The sequence below is a fragment of the Microvirga soli genome (genome assembly GCF_016734765.1).
Classification (GTDB): domain Bacteria; phylum Pseudomonadota; class Alphaproteobacteria; order Rhizobiales; family Beijerinckiaceae; genus Microvirga; species Microvirga soli.
This window is the reverse complement of sequence record NZ_JAERQE010000009.1, coordinates 97,377-120,544: the sequence shown is the minus strand read 5'-3', so window position 1 is coordinate 120,544 and position 23,168 is coordinate 97,377. Positions and strand designations below refer to the sequence as shown.

Annotated in this window: 21 protein-coding genes; 7 read left to right on the top strand and 14 right to left on the bottom strand. The window is 64.0% G+C overall.

The annotated features are described in order from the left end of the window. Nucleotides 1–19 precede the first annotated feature (19 nt). Both JKL45_RS10730 and JKL45_RS10725 read right to left on the bottom strand, forming a co-directional pair. Nucleotides 20–658, bottom strand: a complete 639-nt coding sequence (locus JKL45_RS10730; RefSeq protein ID WP_201861122.1) for a DsbA family protein — start codon at nt 656–658, stop codon at nt 20–22. 72 nt (nt 659–730) lie between these two features. After that, nucleotides 731–1,240 (bottom strand): DUF721 domain-containing protein, encoded by a 510-nt coding sequence (locus JKL45_RS10725; RefSeq protein WP_201861121.1) that lies wholly within the window; start codon nt 1,238–1,240, stop codon nt 731–733. A 57-nt stretch (nt 1,241–1,297) separates the two neighbouring features. On the opposite strand from JKL45_RS10725, the gene mutY reads away from it, so the two are divergent. Further along, nucleotides 1,298–2,416 carry an A/G-specific adenine glycosylase gene (mutY, locus tag JKL45_RS10720; RefSeq protein ID WP_201861120.1) on the top strand — a complete coding sequence of 373 codons (1,119 nt, stop codon included), beginning with the start codon at nt 1,298–1,300 and terminating at the stop codon, nt 2,414–2,416. Between the two features lie 143 nt (nt 2,417–2,559). Here mutY and JKL45_RS10715 read toward each other — a convergent pair whose 3' ends face one another. Then, nucleotides 2,560–3,456 (bottom strand): LysR family transcriptional regulator, encoded by an 897-nt coding sequence (locus JKL45_RS10715; RefSeq protein WP_201861119.1) that lies wholly within the window; start codon nt 3,454–3,456, stop codon nt 2,560–2,562. A 431-nt stretch (nt 3,457–3,887) separates the two neighbouring features. Here JKL45_RS10715 and JKL45_RS10710 point away from each other — a divergent pair, with 431 nt between their 5' ends. Continuing rightward, nucleotides 3,888–4,754 (top strand): alpha/beta fold hydrolase, encoded by an 867-nt coding sequence (locus JKL45_RS10710; RefSeq protein WP_201861118.1) that lies wholly within the window; start codon nt 3,888–3,890, stop codon nt 4,752–4,754. A gap of 50 nt (nt 4,755–4,804) precedes the next feature. Here the strand turns inward: JKL45_RS10710 and JKL45_RS10705 are convergent, their stop codons facing one another. From JKL45_RS10705 to JKL45_RS10685, 5 genes are all read right to left on the bottom strand, one after another. Further along, entirely contained in the window at nt 4,805–6,616 is a 1,812-nt protein-coding gene (locus JKL45_RS10705) for an ABC transporter permease (protein WP_201861117.1), read from the bottom strand. Beyond that, nucleotides 6,613–7,590: an ABC transporter substrate-binding protein gene (locus tag JKL45_RS10700; RefSeq protein WP_201861175.1), complete on the bottom strand. Its 978-nt coding sequence runs from the start codon at nt 7,588–7,590 to the stop codon at nt 6,613–6,615. Before JKL45_RS10700 ends, JKL45_RS10705 begins: the two co-directional genes overlap by 4 nt. Nucleotides 7,591–7,739: 149 nt before the next feature. Beyond that, complete coding sequence (locus tag JKL45_RS10695; protein WP_246498463.1) at nt 7,740–8,936, bottom strand: site-specific DNA-methyltransferase; 1,197 nt, start codon at nt 8,934–8,936, stop codon at nt 7,740–7,742. 157 nt (nt 8,937–9,093) lie between these two features. Next, complete coding sequence (gene rnhB / locus JKL45_RS10690; RefSeq protein WP_201861116.1) at nt 9,094–9,735, bottom strand: ribonuclease HII; 642 nt, start codon at nt 9,733–9,735, stop codon at nt 9,094–9,096. Between the two features lie 292 nt (nt 9,736–10,027). Next, nucleotides 10,028–11,209 (bottom strand): PA0069 family radical SAM protein, encoded by a 1,182-nt coding sequence (locus tag JKL45_RS10685; protein ID WP_201861115.1) that lies wholly within the window; start codon nt 11,207–11,209, stop codon nt 10,028–10,030. A 66-nt stretch (nt 11,210–11,275) separates the two neighbouring features. Here JKL45_RS10685 and JKL45_RS10680 point away from each other — a divergent pair, with 66 nt between their 5' ends. Together JKL45_RS10680 and JKL45_RS10675 are read left to right on the top strand one after the other, a co-directional pair. Beyond that, the gene (locus JKL45_RS10680; protein WP_246498462.1) at nt 11,276–11,824 is read left to right on the top strand and encodes a hypothetical protein; all 549 of its coding nucleotides are present in this window, start codon (nt 11,276–11,278) and stop codon (nt 11,822–11,824) included. A gap of 7 nt (nt 11,825–11,831) precedes the next feature. Beyond that, nucleotides 11,832–12,593 (top strand): hypothetical protein, encoded by a 762-nt coding sequence (locus JKL45_RS10675; protein ID WP_201861114.1) that lies wholly within the window; start codon nt 11,832–11,834, stop codon nt 12,591–12,593. 18 nt (nt 12,594–12,611) lie between these two features. Here JKL45_RS10675 and moaB read toward each other — a convergent pair whose 3' ends face one another. The 4 genes from moaB to JKL45_RS10655 all read right to left on the bottom strand — a co-directional run bounded on the left by moaB (nt 12,612) and on the right by JKL45_RS10655 (nt 15,783). Beyond that, nucleotides 12,612–13,166, bottom strand: coding sequence for a molybdenum cofactor biosynthesis protein B (gene moaB, locus JKL45_RS10670; protein WP_201861113.1), 555 nt, complete (start codon nt 13,164–13,166; stop codon nt 12,612–12,614). A gap of 219 nt (nt 13,167–13,385) precedes the next feature. Next, nucleotides 13,386–14,249, bottom strand: a complete 864-nt coding sequence (gene ypfJ / locus JKL45_RS10665) for a KPN_02809 family neutral zinc metallopeptidase (RefSeq protein ID WP_201861112.1) — start codon at nt 14,247–14,249, stop codon at nt 13,386–13,388. 77 nt (nt 14,250–14,326) lie between these two features. Then, a complete protein-coding gene (locus tag JKL45_RS10660) occupies nt 14,327–15,145 on the bottom strand; it encodes a uracil-DNA glycosylase (RefSeq protein WP_201861111.1) in 819 nt (272 codons plus the stop codon). Nucleotides 15,146–15,216: 71 nt separating this feature from the next. Continuing rightward, nucleotides 15,217–15,783, bottom strand: coding sequence for a methylated-DNA--[protein]-cysteine S-methyltransferase (locus JKL45_RS10655; RefSeq protein ID WP_201861110.1), 567 nt, complete (start codon nt 15,781–15,783; stop codon nt 15,217–15,219). A gap of 243 nt (nt 15,784–16,026) precedes the next feature. Between JKL45_RS10655 and JKL45_RS10650 the strand changes: the two genes are divergently transcribed. The 3 genes from JKL45_RS10650 (at nt 16,027) to JKL45_RS10640 (ending at nt 20,806) form a co-directional block, all read left to right on the top strand. Beyond that, nucleotides 16,027–17,691, top strand: a complete 1,665-nt coding sequence (locus JKL45_RS10650) for an electron transfer flavoprotein-ubiquinone oxidoreductase (protein WP_201861109.1) — start codon at nt 16,027–16,029, stop codon at nt 17,689–17,691. A gap of 274 nt (nt 17,692–17,965) precedes the next feature. Then, a complete protein-coding gene (locus tag JKL45_RS10645) occupies nt 17,966–19,756 on the top strand; it encodes a tetratricopeptide repeat protein (RefSeq protein WP_312896945.1) in 1,791 nt (596 codons plus the stop codon). 177 nt (nt 19,757–19,933) lie between these two features. Further along, a complete protein-coding gene (locus JKL45_RS10640) occupies nt 19,934–20,806 on the top strand; it encodes a 4-(cytidine 5'-diphospho)-2-C-methyl-D-erythritol kinase (RefSeq protein WP_201861108.1) in 873 nt (290 codons plus the stop codon). Nucleotides 20,807–20,933: 127 nt separating this feature from the next. Here JKL45_RS10640 and JKL45_RS10635 read toward each other — a convergent pair whose 3' ends face one another. Both JKL45_RS10635 and JKL45_RS10630 read right to left on the bottom strand, forming a co-directional pair. After that, nucleotides 20,934–21,737 (bottom strand): MetQ/NlpA family ABC transporter substrate-binding protein, encoded by an 804-nt coding sequence (locus JKL45_RS10635; protein WP_201861107.1) that lies wholly within the window; start codon nt 21,735–21,737, stop codon nt 20,934–20,936. Between the two features lie 355 nt (nt 21,738–22,092). Next, complete coding sequence (locus JKL45_RS10630; RefSeq protein ID WP_201861171.1) at nt 22,093–23,112, bottom strand: polyprenyl synthetase family protein; 1,020 nt, start codon at nt 23,110–23,112, stop codon at nt 22,093–22,095. Nucleotides 23,113–23,168: the final 56 nt, after the last annotated feature.

Below are 23,168 nucleotides of genomic sequence, written 5' to 3'. Positions count from 1 at the left end.
GGGGGCAGGTGAGGAGAGCTTACTCTCCCAGGATCGGCTTGATGACCTTTTCAATCTCATCGATCGACAGGCTTCCAGGATGACGCTGGCCATTGATGAAGAAAGTGGGCGTGGAGTCCACACGGAACTGCTCCATACCCCGGTTCTTCACCGCGTTGACTGCGTCATATAGTTTCTGGTCCTTGAGGCAAGCGTCAAATTTTTCCTGTGAAAAACCCGCCTGGCGCATCAGGCCGCGCAGGGCGTCCAGGGGCTTGTCCGTAAAAGCCCAGTTCCGCTGCTGCTCGAAGAGCAGGTCGGTGATCGGGTAATACTTGTCCGCGCTGTCGCAGCGGGCGAGCATGAAACCGGCCGTGGCGAGGGGATCGAGGGGGAACTCGCGCAGGACGAACCGGACCTTGCCGGTGTCGACGTAGCGCTTCTTCAGCTCCGGCCAGGTGGTTTTGTGGAAGTTGGCGCAGTGCGAGCAGGTGAGCGAGGCGTACTCGATGATCGTCACCTTGGCGTTTTCTGGCCCCACGGCCACGTCGCCGAGGGGGCCTTGAACCGCGAGATCGGACTCGGCCACGTTCTGGGCGAGGGCCGGAAGGCTCGTGGCGAGGTACGCGGTGACGGCTGCGGTTCCGAGAAGCTGAAGCGTCTGACGCCGGGTGATCATCGTAAGGGAACTCCTGAAGGGATTTCGTTCTGCGGTAGAATGCCTTGGCCCTCGAGGCAAGCGCCGGGTATCTCACGCTTTCGTGCGTGAACCGGAGCTGACGATCGCCTGACCCAGCCGGTCGAGGGCGGCCTTAAGGGCTTCCTCCTCGATGGGGTGTATAGCCCTGTCGACCTTCTCCCGGTCTGCGGATGTCAGGGCGGGAGGGGCCGGGCGCTTCTTTTCAACCCGCCGCACAGGTCCTTGTTTCAGCACGATCTTCCCGATGCAGCGCCAGCCGTAATAGGTGTTCACCCGGTCGATGATGGTAGGGGCCATGTGCTGGAGTTCGAGGGCGAAGGCACTCTCCACCCGGATGACCAGGGTCGCGGGGTCTGGCCGGGTTTCCGGATCGGCATGGGGGGCTTTGCGCTTCCACTCGATCTTGAGCGGCTGGGTGAATGCGGCCAGCCGCTCGCCCAAGATCTCGGGCCAGGCCATGATGATGTCCGACGTGGCAAAGCCCTGCGCCGCCAGGCTGGGGGACAGACAGACGTCGAGAAACTCGGCAAGGGGGCGGGCAAGAGGCCGCGGTCGTCTCATGTTGAATGTCCAAAAGCCGCGTTGGAATATTCGGTATAGAACGCTATTCCAAAGCCCATGTTAACGCCCGCTTCGAGCGCGACCAAGCCCGCCCCGCAGGATCTTCTCGTCTGGTACGACCGTCACCGGCGCGATCTGCCGTGGCGCGCCAAGCCGGGCGAGATCGCAAACCCTTACCGTGTCTGGCTGTCCGAGATCATGCTGCAGCAGACCACAGTGGCAGCGGTCAAACCCTACTACGTCAAATTCCTGGAGCGCTTCCCGACCGTGGAGGCTCTGGCCGAAGCGCCGTCCGAGACGGTCATGCACGCCTGGGCGGGTCTCGGCTATTATTCCCGCGCCCGCAACCTCCATGCTTGCGCCAAGGCGATTGTGGAGAAACACGACGGACGGTTCCCCTCGACGGAAGCCGAACTCCTCAAGCTTCGTGGCATCGGCGCCTATACGGCGGCGGCTGTGGCGGCCATTGCCTTCAACGAGAAAGCGGCAGCGGTCGATGGCAATGTGGAGCGGGTCATGTCTCGCCTGTTCATGGTCGAGGAGCCGCTGCCGAAGGCCAAGCCCCTGATCCGAAGCCTCACGGAAGACTTGGTGCCGGAGGACCGCCCGGGCGACTTTGCCCAGGCGGTGATGGATCTCGGCGCCACCATCTGCACCCCCAAACGCCCCGCCTGTGCGCTGTGCCCCTGGATGGTGCCCTGCCGCGCCCGGGCCGAGGGTCTGCAGGAGACTTTCCCGAAGAAGCACAAGAAGGAAACCGGGCAACTGCGAAAAGGCGCGGCCTTCGTGGTTTTGCGTGCCGACGACACAATCCTGCTCCGCACCCGCCCGCCCATGGGATTGCTCGGCGGCATGGTAGAGCCGCCGACGAGCGACTGGGTGCCGGATTACGAACCCTCCCGCGCCGTGCTCGACGCGCCCATCGAGGCCCGCTGGCAGCGCCTGCCCGGCACGGTGCGCCACGTCTTCACTCATTTCCCGCTGGAACTGACGGTGCTCTTCGCCAAGGTCGCCAGGGGCACGCCCGCACCGGAGGACATGCGCTGGACCCCGCGTCTGCAACTGCACGAGGAGGCGCTGCCCGGCGCCATGAAGAAGGTTCTGGCGCATGCGCTTGGCGAGCTGCCGGGTGCTAAGGTGAAAGCATCGGGGCAGAAGCAGGCTAAGGGTGCCTAATACGGTCGAAACCACACTCTGCCCTCATCCTGAGGAGCAGCCGTGAGGCTGCATCTCGAAGGAGCATCCAGAGAGCACTGGACCCTCCTTCGAGATGGTCGCTGCGCGACCTCCTCAGGATGAGGGCGCACTTTGTAGAAGCGTTACCCGCCCACCAGCGCCTTCTGATTGCGCTTGAACAGCGTTGCGAGCGCATTCGCCACGCGCGTTACGTTGGGGCGGTTGCGGCTGCGGCGGTGCATGACGAGGAAGAGGTCTTCGATCAGGTCGCCCTCGGGCTTCATCACCTGAACGAGTTCAGGGTCCGAATCGCCGAGCCAGCAGGGGAGGAAGGCTGCGCCCAGGCCGGCCTTTGCCGCCTGATACCGGATCGGCATGTCGCCGATGCGAGCCGCGATGGTGCGGCCGTGCGCGAACGCGGCCACATAGGCGGCCTGCTTCGACAGAGTCGGGTCCTCCGGCGGTGCGATGACGGCGGTGGGATTCTCGTCACGGGCATAGATGGCAAAGGCGATCTGGCCGATCCTGCGGGCCACGAGATCATCCGTGCCCTCCGGCAGGTGACGCATGCGCAGGCCGATATCGGCCTCGCCGGATGCGAGATCAAGCTTTTGCCTCGTCGGAATATAGGCGATCTCCACGGGTGCGGCGGCCTCGTGCAGCTCTGCCGAATGAAGCGATACGAACAGGGTGACCGAGGCGGTGGCCGTCACCCGCACAGGCGCATCGGGGTCGGGCCGGTAGGCGGCGGCCGTGCGCGACACGATGGCGGCGGCTTCCCCCATGGGAGCGGCTGCTTCGAGAACGGCGTGTCCGGCCTCCGTCAGCTCAAGATTGTTGGGGCCGCGCTGGAAGAGCGTGAGCCCGAACGTTTCCTCCAGCACCTTGATGCGCCGCGCGATGGTCGGCTGGCTCTGCCCAAGCGCCTTAGCGGCGCTGTTCATCGATCCATGAGCCACCACGGCGAGAAAGATCCGAAGGTCGTCCCAGGATGGTTCGGTGAGGGCGAGGCGGAAGGGATCGAGAGACGAAGAAGCCATAAGAGGATGTTAAAGCGCTGAACCGGGTTCGGCATAGGGGAAAGTTCCAGCAAAAGCATCGGACCCAAAAGTGGACACCACTTTTTGGATCAATCCGATGCTCATTTTCTATGAAGCGCATCGTTCGGACCGGAAAACCGGGGCCACTTTTCCGCACGATGCGCTGGGGACAAGCGGCACCATCGCGCATCTGCAGCTCCTGCGCAGTCCGACAGGATCGTGCAAGACATGTTCAGTTTTGAAGGGGCCCGAACCTTCACAAACTTCTCCGTTTGAGCGAAAAGGGCCGTCCAGACCTCGAAGGACATCGGCCATGCGCCTCATCCGTTAGCGACGCGATCCGACAAAAACATTGTGGCCAAGGAGCCACGACTTTTTGCGCCGAAACATCCGTTTCGGCCGGATCATGACGCATGGATGAAGGAATCATCATGTCTGACAGCAATCGCGCCGTTATGCGCGGAACCATCCACTCGGGCCCGTTCGAACTGGCCTATTCCATCGAAGGCGAAGGGACGCCCACTCTCGTCATCGGCAGCGCGGTCTATTACCCGCGGGTCTTCTCGCAGGATTTGCGCCAATCCCTGAAGCTCGTCTTCGCCGATCATCGCGGCTTCGCGCAGCCGACGAGCGCATACACTGCATCCGATTACACGCTCGACGTCGTGCTCGACGACATCGATCTCGTGCGGCGGCATCTCAGCCTGGAGAAGGTGATCGTCGTCGGCCATTCCGGCCATGGATACATGGCGCTGGAATATGCCAAGCGTTATCCGCAGCATGTGTCTCATGTTGTGGTGATCGCCACCGGCCCAAGCCACAGCGCCGCGCATCAGGCGGCGACGGAGCAATACTGGCAGGAATCGGTCTGCCCCGAGCGGAAGGCAAGACTTCACGCCGACCTTGCGGGACTGTCCGCCGAGATCGAAGCGGCGCCTGACAGGCGCTTCGTCACCTTCTGCGTGAGGATGGGCGCGCGAAGCTGGTACGATCATACATTCGACGCCGCACCCCTGTGGGATGGCGTGCATGTGAACATGCCTGTCTTCGACCACCTCTGGGGCGAGGCCTTCCGCGACATCGACATCGCGCAGGGGCTGGAGCATCTCGACGTGCCGGTGTTCCTGGGCCTCGGGCGCTACGATTACCTCGTTGCGCCCTACGCCACATGGGCTCCGTACCGTGAGCGCTTCAAGAACCTGACCCTGCGCGTGTTCGAGGAAAGCGGGCACACGCCGCAATTCGAGGAGAGCGCTCTCTTCGATGCGGAGCTGCTGCAGTGGCTTTCCACACGATAGCCTTCTGAAATGCGTCATGGCCGGGTTGCTCCGGCCATGACGCTGACAGCTTAAGCGCTCAGGGCCGGTTGCGGCTCGACACGGCCGATCGTTCCGCTGCGGGTGGGCATCCGGTCCGGCTTGCGGGTTGAGGATGCGGCACCCTCCACCTCGATATGCCAGGGCAGGGTGCCGGCCGGAAGGTATTGGCCGAGCGCATTCAGCGCGAGCATGGCAAGCGTCACGACGGCCACGATGACGATGGCGACGGCCGAGGCCTGGCTCGCGAGGCCTGCTTCTTCGAGGTTGTAGAGCACGACGCCGATGGTTTCCGTGCCGGCCGACCAGAGCAGGGCCGAGACGGTGAGTTCGCTGAAGGCGAGCAGGAAGGCCATCAGGCCACCCGCGACCGCCGCCGGAAGAAGCGAAGGCAGAATGATATCCGTGAGGCGCCGCGTGAGGCGCGCGCCGTCAAGGGCTGCGGCTTCCTCCTGGGCCATGTCCACCTGAATCATGCCGGCGAGAGCGGGCTTCAGCACCACCGGCAGGAATCGGGCGAGGTAGGCGAATACAATGATCCACGGCGTGGCATAGAGCGAGACGCCGACGAGCGGCAGGGGCTTCAGGAACAGCAGGATGCACGCGATGGCCAGCACGATGCCGGGCAGCACATAGGAGATCTCGAGGAGAGCTGTGGCGACGATCCGCATCGGTCCCATCAGCCTGACCAGCCCATAGGCCATCGGGATTGCACAACACGCGAGCAGGCAGGCCGCACCGCCTGCATAGAGAAGCGAGTTCAGGAAGGCCCGAATGGTGACCTCCTGCCGGGCCAGCACCTCGACGAAGTTGTCGAGCGTGATCGTCGAGAGCGTCAGCGGCATGCCATAGGACGGCACCAGGGCTGCTATAAAGAGCGACAGCATCGGCAGCACCAGCGTGACGGCGATCACCGCGATGACGAAGGCCTCCACCGCCGCGCCGGCGCGGCCGAGCGTCCAGAACGGCTGGAGCGGCGCATCCTCTTCGAGGAGCACATCGCCCCTGCGCATCAGGATCTGGCTTGCTGCCACGCACACGATGGCGATGAGCGCCACAAGGAGGCCCAGCGCCGCCACATCGCCGAGGATGCCGGTGCCAAAACTCGACAGGCGGCGATAGATGAGCACGGGGAGGGTGAGATAGTTCACTGGTGCGCCCAGCAGCGCCGGAATGCCGAAATTGCCGATGCCCGCCACGAAGGCGAGCAGGCCCGCGCTCATGAGATGCGGCCGCAGCAGCGGCAGGAGATGATCCGTCACGACCTTGAGCGGCGGTGAGCCATCCATGCGCGCAGCCTCGACCACAGCGAGCGGAATGCGCTTCAGGCCCGCGCTCATGACCACATAGACGAGAGGCGCGTGGTGCAGCCCCAGCACGAGGATGATGCCGAGGCGCCCCATCATCGGGTTGGCGCTGCCGGCCTCGGGTGCGAGTCCCAGGGTGTTGAGGATCGGCGAGGCCGGGCCTGCAAGGTGCAGAAAGGCGAGCGCGATCACCTGCGGTGAGATCATCAGCGACAGGACGAACAGGAACGACGCAATCCGTCGCCTGCGGATGTCGGTGATGCCGAGCACGAGCGCCATGAGCGTGCCGAGGGGCAGTGCCAGCAGGGTGGAGAAGAGGGCGGTCTCCAGCGTGGCCCATGTGGCGCGGATGGCCGAGCGGCTGGCGAGCGCCGAGAGCGCCTTGTCGGGATCGAAGACGCCGCCTGGTGCAAGAGCGGTCAGCAGCAGGCGGCCGGCGGGCAATACGTCGAAGATCACCACGGCCAAAGCAATCGGAGCGAGGAGGCTAAAACCTCCCCGCTCCAGGAACGACTTGGCGTGCGTGCGATGTCTCACTGGCCGAAGATGTCGGCGAAGGCCGCCTTGTTCTTGGTCTCGTCGGCCAGCGCCCTGGCGGCGTCGAAGCCCATGACCTTGATCTGCTCGCGCGGCGGGTAGCCGGCGGGCAGGGCGACGGCCGGATGGGCGGCGATGTATCCCTGCTTCAGGGCCAGCTCCTGGCCCTCCTTGGAGAGCAGGAAGTCGACGAAGGCACGCGCGGCCTCGGGATTCTTCGTGCTCTTGAGAATGGCCACGGGCTCGGACACGGCGGAGACGCCTTCCTTCGGGAACACGAACTCGATCGGCGCTCCCTTGGCCTTCTCGCGGATCGGCATGTAGTCGACGATGACGCCGTAGAGCTTCTGCCCGCCGGCCACCTGCTTGAGCACGTCGCCATTGCCGCCGCCGGCCACTGCCTCGTTGTCTTTCAGCGCCTCGTAATAGTCCCAGCCGCCTTCGATGGTGCCCGTGAGCGTCGCGGCATGGATGAGGGCGGCGCCGGAGGTGAGGGGGCTCGGCATGACGAGCTGGCCCTTGACCTCCGGCTTGGTGAGATCGGCCCAGGATGTCGGCTTGAAGGGCGCCTTGGTGTTGTAGGCGAGGCCCGTAGTGATCAGCTTGGTGGCGAACCAGAATTTCTGGCCGTCATGGGTGCCGGCGGAATAGGCCGAGATGTCCGCTTTCTCATGCGCCAGGAGGCGATCGTCCTTCTTGAGGCCTTCCATGGTGACGCTGTCGGCGATCAGCAGCAGGTCGGCCTGGGGCTGTCCTGCCTCGAATTCGGCGCTGAGCTTGGCGAGGATCTTCGGGGTGCCGTCACGGACGAAGGTGACGTTGACGCCCGGATGCTTGGCCTTGAAAGCGTCGATGGTCTGCTGTGCATCGGTGTTGGGCTGGCTCGTATAGAGCACCAGATTGCCGGAAAGACCTTGGGCCTGGGCGAAGGCAGGCGCGAGGGCAACAAGCATAGGGAGAATGATTCGCTTCATCGACACGGGGCAGATCCTCGCTTTTGGTAAGGCTTTCCCCGCGCTAGCGGTCTTGGATAACGCCTCTGTGACGAGAAGCTTAGTGCGGCAAACGAAAAGGGCCAGCACCCGGCCGGCCCTTTCACGGATTTGCGATGTCGCAGTGGGCTTCAGGCCGCCATGTCCGCCCGCACCTTGGCCCTGAACTCGTCGATGGAGACCAGCTTGCCGCCGCGCTCGACGTTCCAGAAGGTCCAGCCGTTGCAGGAGGGGAAGCCTTGGGTCAGCGCGCCGATCTTGTGGATCGAGCCGACAATGGCACCCAGCGCGAGCGTGCCATCGGCCCGCACCACTGCCTTGTGGCGGCGGCGCTCGTCCACCAGGGTCTCTCCGGCCTTCACATGGCCGGCCTCGATGATGGACAGGAACGGTACGCGCACTTCCGTGCGCTTCTCGGGCGCTGGGGCAATCGAGACGTCAGAGAGAGGCTCGACCGCATCGATGCGCTTGCGCGCCGCCTTGGCATAGGTGGAGTCGCGTTCGAGGCCGATGAAGTTGCGTCCGAGCATCTTGGCGACGGCACCCGTGGTGCCGGAGCCGAAGAAAGGATCGAGCACCACGTCGCCGGGATTGGACGAGGAGAGCAGGATGCGGGCGAGCAGCGATTCAGGTTTCTGCGTCGGGTGCACCTTGCGGCCCTGCGCGTCCTTCAAACGTTCGTCGCCCGTGCAGATCGGGATGAACCAGTCCGAGCGCATCTGCACGTCTTCATTGCCGGCTTTCAGCGCATCATAATGGAAGGTGTAGCCCTTCGAATCAGCGCTCTTCGAGGCCCAGATCATGGTCTCGTGCGCGTTGGTGAAGCGGCGGCCCTTGAAGTTCGGCATCGGGTTGGCCTTGCGCCATACGATGTCGTTCAGGATCCAGAAGTTCAGATCCTGCAGGGCCGAGCCCACGCGGAAGATGTTGTGATAGGAGCCGATGACCCAGAGCGTCGCGTTCTTCTTCATCACGCGGCGCACGGCCAAAAGCCATGCACGGGTGAACGCGTCGTAATCGGCAAAGCTCGCGAACTTGTCCCAGTCGTCATCGACCGCGTCGACGAGGCTCTGGTCAGGACGCGTGAGCGCCTGTTCGAGTTGGAGATTGTAGGGTGGATCCGCGAAGACCACGTCCACGCTCTCAGGGGGAAGCTTCTCGAGATTGGCGATGCAGTCGCCGAGAAGGATCTCATTGAGAGGAAGAGAAGGCGGCAGAACGGAGAGGGGCGTTTTACGCCCCGTCCGAGGTGCCGGCGCAGACCGCCCGGTACGCGAGACATGGATCCGGGAGGCGGCGCCGGCAGCCCCGGTACGCGAGGTACCCATGGGTGATCACCGGTTACGCAACTGACACTCAGGATCATGAGGGGATAGGGTAAAGAGGAGGTTTCCAAACGCGATAAAATCCAAATATTTTGGATCGGCAAATCTTGCCTACGCTTTGAAAATATTGAGCTTTTTAGTTAATCAGCGTTAATCTCGGTTACAGGTCCAGTAACCCTTGGCGCAGAGGCGAGAAACTCATGCGATGAAACGGGCAGGGGCCCTCGCTCGCAACCGCCGTGAGATGCGCCCTGGTGCTGTAGCCCGCGTTGCTGGCAAAACCATAGGCGGGATAAGCATTCCCAAGCCGCGCCATCATGCGATCGCGCACCACTTTCGCGACAATCGAGGCGGCGGCGATGGACGCGATGCTCGAATCACCCTTGATGACCGCTTCCGTTGAGCAGGGCAGAGCCGGGGGGTCGTTGCCGTCCACGAAGGCCATGTCCGGCGCGCAGGGAAGTGCGGCCAACGCCCGGCACATGGCCAGCAGCGAGGCCTGCCGGATGTTGATGGTGTCGATCTCCTGATGCGACACGGACGCGATGCCCACCTGTGACGTCGCCAGGATCTCGACAAACAGCGCCTCGCGCTTGGCTGCCGTGAGCGCCTTCGAATCGGCAAGGCCTTGCGGCACGTTGTCGAGATCGAGCACCACGGCCGCCGAGACCACCGGCCCAGCCAGCGGCCCGCGCCCGACCTCATCGAGACCGGCAATGCAGGTATAGCCTTCCGCGCGGGCGGAAAGCTCGCGGGCAAGGCCGAGGCCGGAGGATTTGGAGGGGCGAATCACGGTGGTCATGTGGGGGATCAAAGCGGGAAGCCGGCCGCTTTGTCATCCTGGGCGAGCGTTCACGAGAGTCGCAGGCTCTGCATGGTGGTAGCGCACCACGTTCGGGACGTGGGTGTTGCGGGTTCAGGTTTGGTGCCCTCGACCACTTTAGTCATCCCGTACGGCGCAGCCGATCCGGGATCGGGTGCGAGGCAATGCACGTGTTTCCCTCCCCCTTGTGGGGAAGGGGGCCGCACCATACTCGTCCAACGATCCCGGATCTGCGCTACGCTTCGTCCGGGGTGACGCTCAAAACGAGCAATCAAAACAGGCTCAACTGCCCCGCCTCCTTCGGCGGCACCTTGAAGAGGTCCGTGCGCAGGCGCAGGTTGCGCTTGTTGAGCCCGAGCCGCTCGCACGTGGTCTCGAAGCGGCGGCCGAGCATCCAGGCATAGGGGCTGACGCCCGATTGGCGGGTGCTCCAGTTGGCATCGTAATCCTTGCCGCCGCGGGCCTCCTGCAGCAGCGTGAAGACGTGGTTGAGCTTGTCCGGGTAATGATCGACGAGCCAGTCGCGCATCAGATCCTTCAGGTCGTGCGGCAGGCGCAGGAGCACGTAACCGGCCTCCTGCGCCCCGGCTTCCGTGCAGGCCTTCAGGATGGCTTCGATCTCGTGATCGTTGATGGCCGGAATGATCGGGGCGACCAGCACCGTCACGGGAATGCCGGCTTCAGTGAGCCGGCGGATCGTCTCGAGCCGCTTGGCGGGCGTGGCTGCGCGGGGCTCCATGCGGCGGGCGAGCTTCGGGTCGAGAGTGGTGACCGAAATCGCCACCTTGGCGAGCTGCCGCTCGGCCATGTGACCTAGGATGTCGATGTCGCGGGTGACGAGAGCCGACTTGGTGACGATGGCGACCGGATGGTTCATTCGGCTCAGCACCTCAAGGATCGAACGCGTGATGCGGAAGCGCCGCTCGACCGGCTGATAGGGATCGGTGTTGGAGCCGAGCGCGATGGGGGTCGGCTGGTACTTCGAACCCCGCAACTCCTTCTCCAGAAGCTCCGCCGCGTTAGGCTTTGCGAAAATCTTGGTCTCAAAGTCGAGGCCCGAGGACAGTCCCTGGTAGGCGTGGGTGGGCCTAGCAAAACAATAGGAGCAGCCGTGCTCGCAGCCACGATAGGGATTGATCGACTTCTCGAACAGGATGTCGGGCGAGTCGTTGCGGGTGATGATGGTGCGCGCCTTCTCGACGATCACCTCGGTGGGGAGGGTCGGAAGCTCCTCCTCGACCTCCCAGCCATCATCGAAGGCCTCGCGTTGCGCCGGCTCGTAGCGCCCTGACGGGTTGGCCGAGGCGCCGCGCCCGCGACGCCGATCCACCTCGACCCGATAGGTCGGATCGTCCATGCGCCGCCGGGCCGCCTCTGCCGCCTCCAGGGGCGTGCGCTTCACAGGCCTGGAACGGGCAGGATCATGGGCTTGATCCTTGGCGCGAGCGGTCATGGCAGCCTCGGGCGAATCTGTTGTCGGAAGCCGAAAGCTTAAGAACAAAGCAGGAACAAAATCAAGATGAGTTTTGCGGAAAAGCCCTGGCGACGGGCCGTTGGAGAGGGCTATAGTGTTCAGATGATTACCGTTCTTGTCCGCGTGAACCACGGGCCCGAGGCTCTGGCCGCCACCCTCAGTGCCCTTGTCCCGGCCGTAGCCGAAGGTCTGGTCGGCGATGCTGTCATCCTGGCGGACCGGCAGGACGACATGTTGATGAAGGTGGCAGATGCCGCCGGTGCGACGCTAGTGGTGGCTGCGCCCGGCTCCTGGATTACGGGGGCGCAGGCGGCGCGGCGCGACTGGCTGCTGTGCCTCGATGATGGCGATATTCCGCAGGAGGGCTGGATCCGGGTGCTCGACCGCTTCGTCTCGTTGTCCAAACCCGAACAAGGGCTTGCAAGGATGCGGCGTCGGCGGGCCGGCGTGGCGCGTGCTCTCACCAATCTGTTCGCGGATGTGAAGGTGCGCGCCGGCGATCTGGTTCACCGCCGGGTGCTGCTGAACGAAGTGAGGGCCCGCATGCCCGTGCGCCTCTCCGCCACCATCGAGCGCGATCCGGTCTTCGACTGAGCTCTCAATGAACGATTCTTCGCCTGCATCCGTCTTTTGTCAGGATTCCGAACTTGGCTACGAGCGCAGCCGAACGCGCTTCACTTCTGGCGAAGGGCTCATCCTCGATGAGACCTACCGGCTCGCGCATCTGCCGCTTCTGGCACCGGATCATCCGCGTGTGATCAGGACACGGGAAGGCTCCTCCTATGTGATGGGCCGGCATGATCGGGTGTTCTCGCTCGTGCTGCCGATCTCCGGGGACCTGCTGCATCGCTCACCGGCCTATGGCGCGTTGAACGAGGCGCTGAAAGCGTCGCCCTTCGCTCACAAGATCGCCTGGGATCTACTGGACCGGCGCAAGGACAAGCTGCACGCAACGATCTGCGGTTCGCTTGCAAGCGGAGAGCCACCGGTGATTGATCGAATGCAGCGGCAGCAACTGGCAGGTATCGGACCGATCCATGTCGAGCTGCGCGGATTGTTCTCTGGCAACGTGAACCGCGGAAGGCTCTATCTTCGCGCCTATCCTGAAAGCCGAAATGGCGAGAACGTCTTTCGGCACATTCAGCGCGCTCTGGGCTGCCGCGAGACCGATCTTTATGTTATCGGGCTCTATAATCTCACGGACGATCTTGACGCCGACGAGACGGCGGCGCTTGCGTCCCTCATTGATCGCTGGTGGGATCGCACGATCCTGCAGTTTACGGTCGATCAGCTCTGGCTCATGGGAGCATGCGATGACCTTGTCCTCGACTCTGCAATTATGGAGACCGTCTCGCTGACGTGAGGCAGGAGGCCTCCTTGTTCAGGCCTGCACCTTGCCCCGCTTCAGGTGCTCGTCGAGGCGCGGCATGATCTCGACGAAGTTGCATGGCCGGTAGCGGTAGTCGAGCTGCGTTGACAGAATTCCGTCCCAGGCATCCTTGCAGGCGCCGGGCGAGCCCGGCAGCACGAACACGAAGGTGGTGCCGATCACGCCGGCGGTGGCCCGCGACTGGATCGTCGAGGTGCCGATCTTGTCATAGGAGATGCGGTGGAAGACGGCGGAAAAGCCTTCCATTCGTTTGTCGAACAGGGGCTCGATGGCCTCCGGTGTCACGTCGCGGCCGGTGAAGCCTGTGCCGCCGGTAGTGATCACCACATCAACCGTAGGATCGGCGGTCCAGCCCTGCACCTTGCCGCGGATCGCCTCCACGTCGTCCATCACGATAGCCCGATCGGCGAGCTTGTGCCCTGCTTTCATGAGCCGCTCCGCCAGCGTGGCGCCGGATTTGTCCTCCTCCAGCGACCGGGTATCGGAGACGGTCAGCACGGCGATGCTGAGCGGGACGAAGGGGAGGGTATCGTCGATGCCGGGCATGGAGGATTCTCGTGTGATCGACGTGTTTGTAGCGTAGAGGCGTTTGTCCTGACACCTCTTTCGTCATCACCAGCCTTGTGCCGGTGATCCCGATCGGTTGGAACGCTGAGCCTCACATGATCGAGATGGCCGGAACGAGCCCGGCTATGACGAGGAAGATGTTCGCAAGACATTCCTGGATCGGCTTGCGCCGCCCGGGATGACGCTTTTCGATCGAGCTTAAAGTTGGCTTGCCCGGAAGGTGTCGCAGGACTGAATCGTCCCGCTCTTCAAGCCGGTTGTCAGCCAGCGCATGCGCTGTTCGGAGGAACCGTGGGTGAAGCTGTCAGGCACCACGCGGCCTTGGGACTGCTTCTGCAGCCGGTCATCGCCGATGGCCTCTGCCGCGCGGATGGCCTCCTGGATATCGCCCTGCTCGAGCGACTTCCAGCGCTGGTCGGAATGGTGCGCCCAGACGCCGGCGAGGCAATCGGCCATCAGCTCGACGCGCACGGAGAGCTGGTTGCCTTCTGACCGACTGACCTGCTGCTGGCGCTCCTGCACACGGGGGAGGATGCCGAGCTGGTTTTCCACGTGATGGCCGACCTCGTGGGCGAGCACATAGGCATAGGCGAAGTCGCCGCCGGCGCGGAAGCGCTGCTGCATCTCCTGGAAGAAGGAGAGATCGATGTAAACGGTCTGATCGAGCGGGCAGTAGAACGGCCCCATGGCCGATTGCGCGCCGCCGCAGCCGGAGCGGGTCTGGCCGGAGAACAGCACGAGCTTGGGAGCCTGATATTGGCGATTGGCCTGCTGGGGCAGGACCGTGTTCCACACGTCTTCCGTGTTGCCGAGGATGGCGGAGGCAAAGCGCCCGGCTTCGTCCTGCGGCGCACCCTGGCGGCCCTGCTGTTGCTGCTGGTAGCCGGAGCCGCCCGTCATCATTTCGGCGCCCCCGATCAGGATGCGGGGATCGATGCCCAGCGCCCAGCCGACTAGGCCGAGGATCACCATCGCGCCTATTCCGAGCCCTCCGCCGCCTGCCATGCCCATGCCGCGACGGTCTTCCACATTGGATGAGGTTCGAAAGTCTTGCCAGCGCATCGTTCACCTTCCAGCCGCAGTGCGAGTCACTGCAGAAGCTTAAGGCGTAAGCATATGAACCGGTTCCGAATGGAGGCTTATTCGCGCCCGTCCAGGGCCCGCCGCAGAGCCTGGAAATCGCGCCAGCCAAGACGCTTCTGCAGCGGCTGGCGCAGGAGATAGGCCGGGTGCAGGGTCGGCAGGGCTTTGACCTCGCGCCCGTCCTCGGTCTTGTAGGTGAACCAGCGGCCGCGGGTGCGCAGGATGCCGTCCTTGATGCCGAGGAGGTTCTGGGCCGCAGGCCCGCCGAGGCAGAGCAGGAATTCAGGTGACGCCAGCTCGATCTGCCGCGCGATGAACGGCTTGCAGATCGCGATTTCCTGGGGCGTCGGCGTGCGGTTGCCCGGTGGGCGCCAGGGCACGATGTTGGCGACGTAGACCTGGCTGCGGTCGAGCCCGATGGTGGCGAGCATCCGGTCGAGCAACTGGCCAGAGCGGCCCATGAAAGGCTTGCCGATCCGGTCCTCGTCGGCCCCGGGAGCCTCGCCCACCAGCATCACCCGACCTTCCGGGTTGCCGTCCGCGAATGCGAGGTTCTTGGCCGAGAACTTCAGGGCGCAGCCGTCGAAGCCTGCCAGGATTGCCTCGAGCTCCTCCAGCGACTGCGCGTGGCGCGCCTGCTCGCGGGCCATGCCGGCAACCTCCTCGGGCGCACTGGCGGCGGCCTTCGGGAGGGCGCGGGGAGGGGCTGGGGCAGGGCTGGCCTTCGGCGCAGGAGCCTTGGCTTGAGCGGGCTCAGGCTTCGGCTCGGCGAAACGGTTATGCGGCGTCTCGTCGAGCGCAAGATCGACCCCTGCCTCGACATGGAAGTCGAGCAGCGCCTGAAGAGCGTCGCGGTCGGAGGGGAGATCCTGCATGAACCGTATGTAAGCATTCCAGGGGCTGTGGACAACTCAGGTCCGTAAAGAACCCAATGGATCTTAAGTCCCTACGAAATCAGGTCGAAGAGGGTCGGGCTCGCGTCGCGTCTGGCGTCCTCGATGGCAAGCAGGCGGCGCTTGGTCGTGGCGCCGCCATTGGCCGAAAAGCCTCCCAGCTTGCCGTCCGCCGCGACGACCCGGTGGCAGGGCACGATGACGGCAAAGGGATTGCGCCCCAGGGATTGGCCGATGGCGCGGGCGTTGTTGATGCCGAGCCGGGCGGCAACCTCACCATAGGTCAGTACGCGTCCCGGTGGGATGCTCCGGGCAACTTCGTAGACGCGGCGGTCGAAATCCGGCACGCCTTCCAGGTCCAGCGGCACGGCGGACAGATCGCGCGCTTTACCCTGCAGCAGAGCCGTCACATCGGCGATGATACCCTGGATGTGAGGAGGGGGTGGAGTTTCGACGATCCCAGGAAAGCGCTTGGCGATACGGCCACGGGTTCTGGATACATCGTCTTCGGGAAGCTGGAAGCCGATCACACCACGCTCGTGCCATGCCAGCCCGCAGAGGCCGATGGCGGTCTCGAAAAGCGTGTAGAACGCCGCTTGGTTGGCCGGATGGTCCTGCATGCTTCTTTTGTAGACCTCCCGGCATTCCCGAACAACCGCTTGGTCGATCTGGTCCCATCTGCGTAGGGCGGACGCGATTATCGGGTTTCCGCATAACCTTATGCGGAAAGAGAACTTTCAGCCTTGTTCCAATGAAGCTAGGACAATGTCTTGATGAGAATGGCTTGAGAATTCGAGCAGATTGTTCATATGTGAACCATATGTCTCTGCAATCGTTGAAGCCGCAGCCCAGGAGGAAACCCTATGGCCGATCTGCCCGCCCGTGAATCGATGGAGTTCGATGTCGTCGTCGTGGGCGCCGGTCCTGCGGGTCTCGCCACCGCCATCAGGCTCAAGCAACAGGCGATGGAGCAGGGTGCGGACATCACCGTGGTCGTGGTGGAGAAGGGCTCCGAGGTCGGCGCGCACATCCTGTCCGGTGCGGTGATCGACCCCATCGGCCTCGACGGTCTCCTGCCGGACTGGCGCTCCGATCCCGACCGGCCGCTCAAGACGGAGGTCACGGCCGACGAGTTCATGTATCTGGGCCATGCCGGCGGCGTGACGCTGCCCAACGTGTTCATGCCCAAGCTCATGAACAACCACGGCAACTACATCGGCTCGCTCGGCAACGTCGCCCGCTATCTCGGCCGCAAGGCGGAGGAACTCGGCGTCGAGATCTATCCCGGCTTCCCGGCAGCGGAAGTGCTGATCGAGGACGGCAAGGTCGTGGGCGTGGCCACCGGCGACATGGGCATCAGCCGCAATGGCGAGCCCAATGCCAACTTCACCCGCGGCATGGAGTTGCGCGCCAAGTACACGATCTTCGGCGAGGGCGCCCGCGGCTCGCTCACCAAGCAGATGGTCGAGCGCTTCGGCCTGAATGCGGGCAAGGACCACCAGAAATACGGCATCGGCATCAAGGAGCTGTGGCAGGTCAAGCCCGAGCATTTCCGGCCGGGCCTCGTGCGCCACTCCATGGGCTGGCCGCTGCCGAACAATTCCGGCGGTGGCTCCTGGCTCTACCACTTCGACGACAATCTCGTGTCCGTCGGCTTCGTGGTGCACCTCAACTACAGGAACCCGACCCTGTCGCCGTTTGACGAGTTCCAGCGCTTCAAGACCCACCCGATGGTGCGCGACGTGTTCGAGGGTGGAAAACGCATCGGCTACGGCGCCCGCGCCATCATGGAGGGCGGCTGGCAATCGGTGCCGCGGCTGTCGTTCCCGGGCGGCTGCCTCGTGGGCGACTCGGCCGGCTTCGTGAACGTGCCGCGCATCAAGGGCAGCCACAACGCGATCCTGTCGGGCATGCTCTGCGCCGACCACGTGTTCGCGGCCCTGCAGGCGGGCCGGGCGCATGACGAGGTCGCGTCTTATGAGGAGTCCTGGCGCTCCTCGCCCATCGGCTACGATCTCAAGCGCGTGCGCAACGTGAAGCCGCTCTGGTCGAAATACGGCACGACAGCCGGCGTGGCCCTCGGCGGCCTGGATATGTGGCTGACCGAGATCTTCGGCTGGTCACCCTTCGGCACCATGAGCCACGGCAAGCCGGACCACGAGTGCCTGCTGCCGCTCAGCCAGGTGAAGCCGATCAAGTACGACAGGCCCGACGGGGTGCTCACCTTCGACAAGCTGTCCTCGGTGTTCCTGTCCAATACCAATCACGAGGAGGACCAGCCGGTCCATCTCAAGGTGAAGGACATGGGCCTGCAGAAGGGCTCCGAGCACGATGTCTATGGTGGGCCTTCGCAGCGCTACTGCCCGGCCGGGGTCTATGAGTGGGTCGAAGGCGAGGGGGGCGTGCGCTACCAGATCAACGCTCAGAACTGCGTCCACTGCAAAACCTGCGACATCAAGGACCCGAACCAGAACATCAACTGGGTCACGCCAGAGGGCGGCGGCGGGCCGAACTACGTCAATATGTGAGGTCAGACCACCCTCAAGCAGTCATCCCGGACGGCAAAGCCGATCCGGGATCGCAATCAGGAAAAGGCGCCATTCTCGTCCAGCGGTCCTGGGTTCTGCCCCGCAGCCCCGGGATGACGACCTTTGGCTTCGCCTTATCTTGCCCTCTCACGAGGCTTTTACGCCCCAGCGGCAATTGTCCCCTTGCGGCGCTCTGAGGGAGACGCCATTCTCCGGCCTGATTTGGCGCACATCTCCCTCTGATGAGATGTCGCGATGATTGGAGCCGCGCTTCGTGCCCACCTTGAAAAGTCTGAAGTTTCGCAAGGGCTTGCCTGCCCTGATCCTGATGGCCGCCACCATGCTGGCCTCTCCCGTTGCCGTGGCGAACGCCGCTGGAGACGAGATTTTGGAGCCGGCCCAGAGCCTTGAGGGCAACTTCCTCTCGGCCTACGTGGCGGGTTCCGCGCGGGACACGGAGGCTGCGACACTCTTCTTCCGCCAGGCCATCCAGGAGGATCCCCGCAACCAGGAGCTTCTGGAACGTGCCTTCGTGGCCTTCCTGGCCAATGGCTCCATGCCGGATGCGATCCGGGCGGCGGAGCGCCTCTCGGGGCAGGACGGGTCGAACAACCTCGCGCAGTTTGCGCTCAGCGTTCGCGCCATCAAGACCCAGAAATTTGCCGACGCCCGCGCCCGGCTCTCCAAGAGCATGCGCGGCCGACAGGCGGACCTCACGGCAACGCTTCTCTCCGCCTGGACCTTCGCCGGCTCCAAGGACGGCAAGCAGGCGCTTGCCACCGTCGACAAGCTCAAGAATGAGCGCGCCTTCGACCAGTTCCGCGAGTACCACGCCGCTCTCATCGCCGATGTCATCGGCAACGCGGCCGAGGCGGAGAAGCGCTTCAAGGCGGCTTATGAGGGTGAGCGCAACACCCTGCAGGTGGTCGATGCCTATGGCCGCTTCCTCGCCAAGCGCGGCCGCAAGGACGAGGCCCTGAAGGTCTATAAGGCCTTCGACGAGGCGGCTCCGCGCCACCCCATCGTGCGCACCGCCATGAAGACTCTGGAAGAGGGCAAGCCCCTCATGCCGCTCGTCAACAGCGCGCAGGACGGTGCGGCGGAGCTGCTCTACGGCCTCGGTGTCGTGGGCAATTCCCAGGGCGACGAGCTGACGGCCATCATCTATCTGCGGCTTGGCCTCGATCTCAAGCCCGATCACCCGCTGGCTCTCGTCACCCTCGGCGACGTCTACGAGCGCCTGAAGCAATACGACAACGCCAACGCGATCTTCGCCCGGATCCCGAAGGATTCGCCGATCCGCACGACCGCCGACATCTCCATCGGACACAACTACGAGCTGATGGGCCGTGGCGATGATGCCATCGCGCATCTCGACAAGCTCATGAAGGAGCATCCCGAGGACGTGGATGTGGTCATGGCGCTCGGCAACGTGCAGCGCTCGCGTAAAAAATTCGCAGAAGCCGCAGAAACTTATTCCAAGGCCATCGACCTCATCGGCCAGCCCGAGCGCGGCCACTGGATCCTGTTCTTCTACCGCGGCTCGTCCTATGAGCGTTCGAAGCAATGGGACAAGGGCGAGGCCGACCTGAAGAAGGCCCTGGAACTCGTCCCGGAGACCCTGAACGCCGCCCGGGCCCAGGTGATGAACTATCTCGCCTATTCCTGGGTCGACCAGAACATGAATATCGACGAAGCCTTCAAGATGCTCACGAAGGCGGTTGAACTCGCACCCCGCGACGGCATGATCATCGACTCGCTGGGCTGGGCCTATTACCGCATGGGCCGCTATGAGGATGCCGTGCGCGAGCTTGAGAAGGCCGTCGAGCTGAAGCCGGGCGATTCCACCATCAACGACCACCTGGGCGACGCCTATTGGAAGGTCGGCCGCAAGCTCGAGGCGAAGTTCCAGTGGGACCATGCCAAGAACTCGGATCCGGAGCATGAGGAACTGGTGAAGATCCTCAAGAAGATCGACAACGGCATGGAAGAGGAGCCTCAACCGGCTGCTGCGCAAAACGTGCCCGCGCCTCCGCCGGAGGCGCCGAAGCAGAACGGCGGGTAACGCGTTCTGAAATCATAACCCACAACGTCATGGCCGGGCTCGTCCAGGCCATTCTCGTTTTTGAACTCTGCGCTCTCCACTGTCATTCCGGGGCGGCTCATAGAGCCGAGCCCGGAATGACAGCTGGCATGATGGGCCTCTCTTCCCATTCGCGCCGCTCTCGGGCATGAGGCTTCCATGCCTCAACCGCTCGCCACCCGCGCCCCTGCCAAGATTAACCTGACGCTTCACGTGCTCAAGCGCCGGGATGATGGCTATCACGACCTGGAAAGCCTCGTGGCTTTCGCCGGCACGGGCGACGACCTGCGACTCGAGCCTGCCCGAACCCTGGCCCTGAAGGTCAGTGGCCCGACAGCCCCGCTCGCCGGAAGCGATGCCAGCAACCTCGTCATGAAGGCAGCCTGCCTGCTGGCGGAGCGCGTGGATGGCCTGAAGGTCGGCACCTTTCACCTGACGAAGCGGCTGCCAGTGGCGGCCGGGATCGGTGGAGGATCTTCGGATGCTGCGGCGGCCTTGCGGCTCCTGGCGCGCCTCAACGGCTTGCCGCTGTCGCATCCCTTATTGCGGGAGGCTGCCCGCCTCACCGGAGCCGATGTGCCGGTCTGCCTGGAGCCGAGGGCCCGCATGATGCGGGGAGCCGGGGAGGATCTGGGACCGGCGCTGAACCTGCCGCGCCTCTTTGCCGTGCTGGTCAACCCGCGGGTGCCGGTGGAAACGCCCACCGTGTTCAAGGCTCTAGGGCTGCAGCCGGGGCAGGGGTTGTCCGCCCCTGCACATCCCGCTCTTGAGGAATCGTCGCCGGGCGGACTCCTCGCTCTGCTCAAGGAAACCCGCAACGATCTTGAGCCGCCCGCGCTCAAGGTTCAACCGCTGATCGGCGTGGCGCTCGGCCTGATGCGTGAGACAGACGGCTGCCGCTTGGCCCGCATGTCGGGTTCCGGCGCGACGGTGTTCGGACTCTACGACGATTGCGAGGCGGCCGCTGAGGCGGCACAGGGTATCCGCCGCCAACGGCCGGAATGGTGGGTGAAGGCAACGAGCCTTCGGTGATCCTTCTCCTCCCCGTCATCCTCGGACTTGTTCCGGGGGCCTAGGTCTTCAACCCGGCTCAAGACGTGGATGGCCAGGACAAGCCCGGCCATGACGTGGAGAAGTTATCAGTGTTTGGCTTGGATGCTTACCAAGCCGGGATGATGGCGCCCTTGAAGCGCTCGTCCAGGAATTTCGCGACCTCGGGCGATTGGTAGGCTTCCACGAAGGTCTTGATTTCCGGACGCGTGTCGCCCTGACGGGCGGCAACGAAGTTGGCGTAAGGATTGCCCTCGCGCTTTTCCACCGCGATCGTATCCTTGCGGATGTCGAGGCCGCCGTTCAGGGCGTGGTCGGTGTTGATCACGGCTGCATCGAGATCGGGCAGGGCGCGTGGCAATTGCGCGGCATCGAGTTCCGAGAACTTCACACCCTTCGGGTTCTCTGCGATGTCGAGGAGGCTTGGCGACAGGCCCTTGCCTTCCTTGATCGTGATGAGGCCCTGAGCGGCCAAGAGGTTCAGCGCGCGGCCGCCATTGCTCGGATCGTTCGGAATGCCGATCTTGGCGCCCTTGGGAAGGTCGGCGACGGACTTCACCTTGGTCGAGTACAGGCCGATCGGCTGCACGAAGGTGAGGCCGACGGGCTCGATCTTGTAGCCGCGGGCGGCGATCTGTGCGTCGAGATAGGGCTTGTGCTGGAACGCGTTGGCATCGAGGTCCTTGCGCTCCAGCGCCTCGTTGACAAGAGCGTAATCGGAGAAGGGCACGAGCTCGACGTTCAGGCCCTTCGTGGCCGCAACTTTCTTCACGACCTGCGCCACCTCTTCCTCGGCGCCCGACATGACGCCGACCTTGATGCTCTTCTGCTGGGCCACGACGGGCAGGGCGGCCGTCAAGGAAGCGCCGAGCGCAACGGCGGCCAAAAGGGTGCGGCGGGTGAAAACGGACATGCTGGGTCTCTTTCAGGCAAAGGGCGTCGCGACTTCGACAGGAGGCCGGACGGGTTGTTCGAGCTGGGGCTTGGGACTTCAGGCCGTGATGCGCCGATCCATGCAGAACGGCGCAGGCCGTTGCGGACATCGGATGAGAAAGGGGTTCATGAGCATCATGACGCGTCGATCCTCGTGAACCACGAGGCGGGTTTCGCCCGTGGCGCTTTAGCGTTTGATCACGCGGCGCAAGCTGCTCGTCTCAAATCACCGCGGCCATGAAGCAACGGAGGCCGCTCCAGGACAGGAACGTTTTTAACCCGTTTGATTTTTTCGTCAACCGTTTCGTTCTGTAAAAAGAACAAGTCTGCTATGCTCAGTGAGCACGGGCGATACAGAAGTCGACCGTGTCGAGTAGCGCCTGCTTCATGGGGCTCGACGGGAACAGCGCCAGCGCATCGCGGGCCATGGCGCCATAATGGCGGGCGCGCTCCACCGTGTCCTCGAGAGCCCGGTGACGGCGCATGATGGCGATGGCCTGTTCGAGATCCGCATCCTCGATCTCGCCCTGCTCGAGCACGCGCTTCCAGAAGGCGCGCTCCTCGTCCGTCCCACGGCGGAAGGAAAGGACCACGGGAAGGGTGATCTTGCCCTCACGGAAATCGTCGCCGACGTTCTTGCCGAGCGTCGCGGCCTTGCCGCCGTAATCGAGGGCATCGTCCACGAGCTGGAAGGCGATACCGAGGTTCATGCCGTAGGAGCGGCAGGCAGCCTGTTCGGCCTTGGGGCGCCCGGCGATGACCGGCCCGACCTCACAGGCGGCGGCAAACAGCTCGGCCGTCTTACCGCGGATGACGGCAAGGTACTCGTCTTCCGTCGTTTCGGTGTTCTTGGCGGCGGCGAGCTGCATCACCTCGCCCTCGGCGATCACGGTTGCGGCGGCGGACAGGATGTCCAGCGCCCGGAGCGAGCCCACTTCGACCATCATGCGGAAGGCCTGGCCGAGCAGGAAATCGCCGACCAGCACGCTCGCCTCGTTGCCCCATTTGATTCGGGCCGCGATCTTGCCCCGGCGCATGTCGCTCTCATCCACCACATCGTCGTGAAGGAGGGTGGCGGTGTGCATGAACTCGACGGCCGCCGCGAGCTTCACATGCCCGTCGCCCTGGTAGCCGGAGAGGCCGGCGGTCGCGAGCGTCAGCATGGGGCGCAGGCGCTTGCCGCCGGACGAGATGAGGTGGTTCGCCACCTCGGGGATCATGGTGACCTCGGAGCCCGTGCGCGACAGGATCATCGCATTGACCCGTTCCATGTCGGAGGCCACAAGGGACACGAGCTTCTCGATGCTCGCATTCTTCTCGGGATGCTTGTCTTCGAACGGAACGACGACGCCCACTGTCACGACCCGGGTTGCCGGCGGGAAAAGCCGGTAGGAATATGAACTGGCATGGC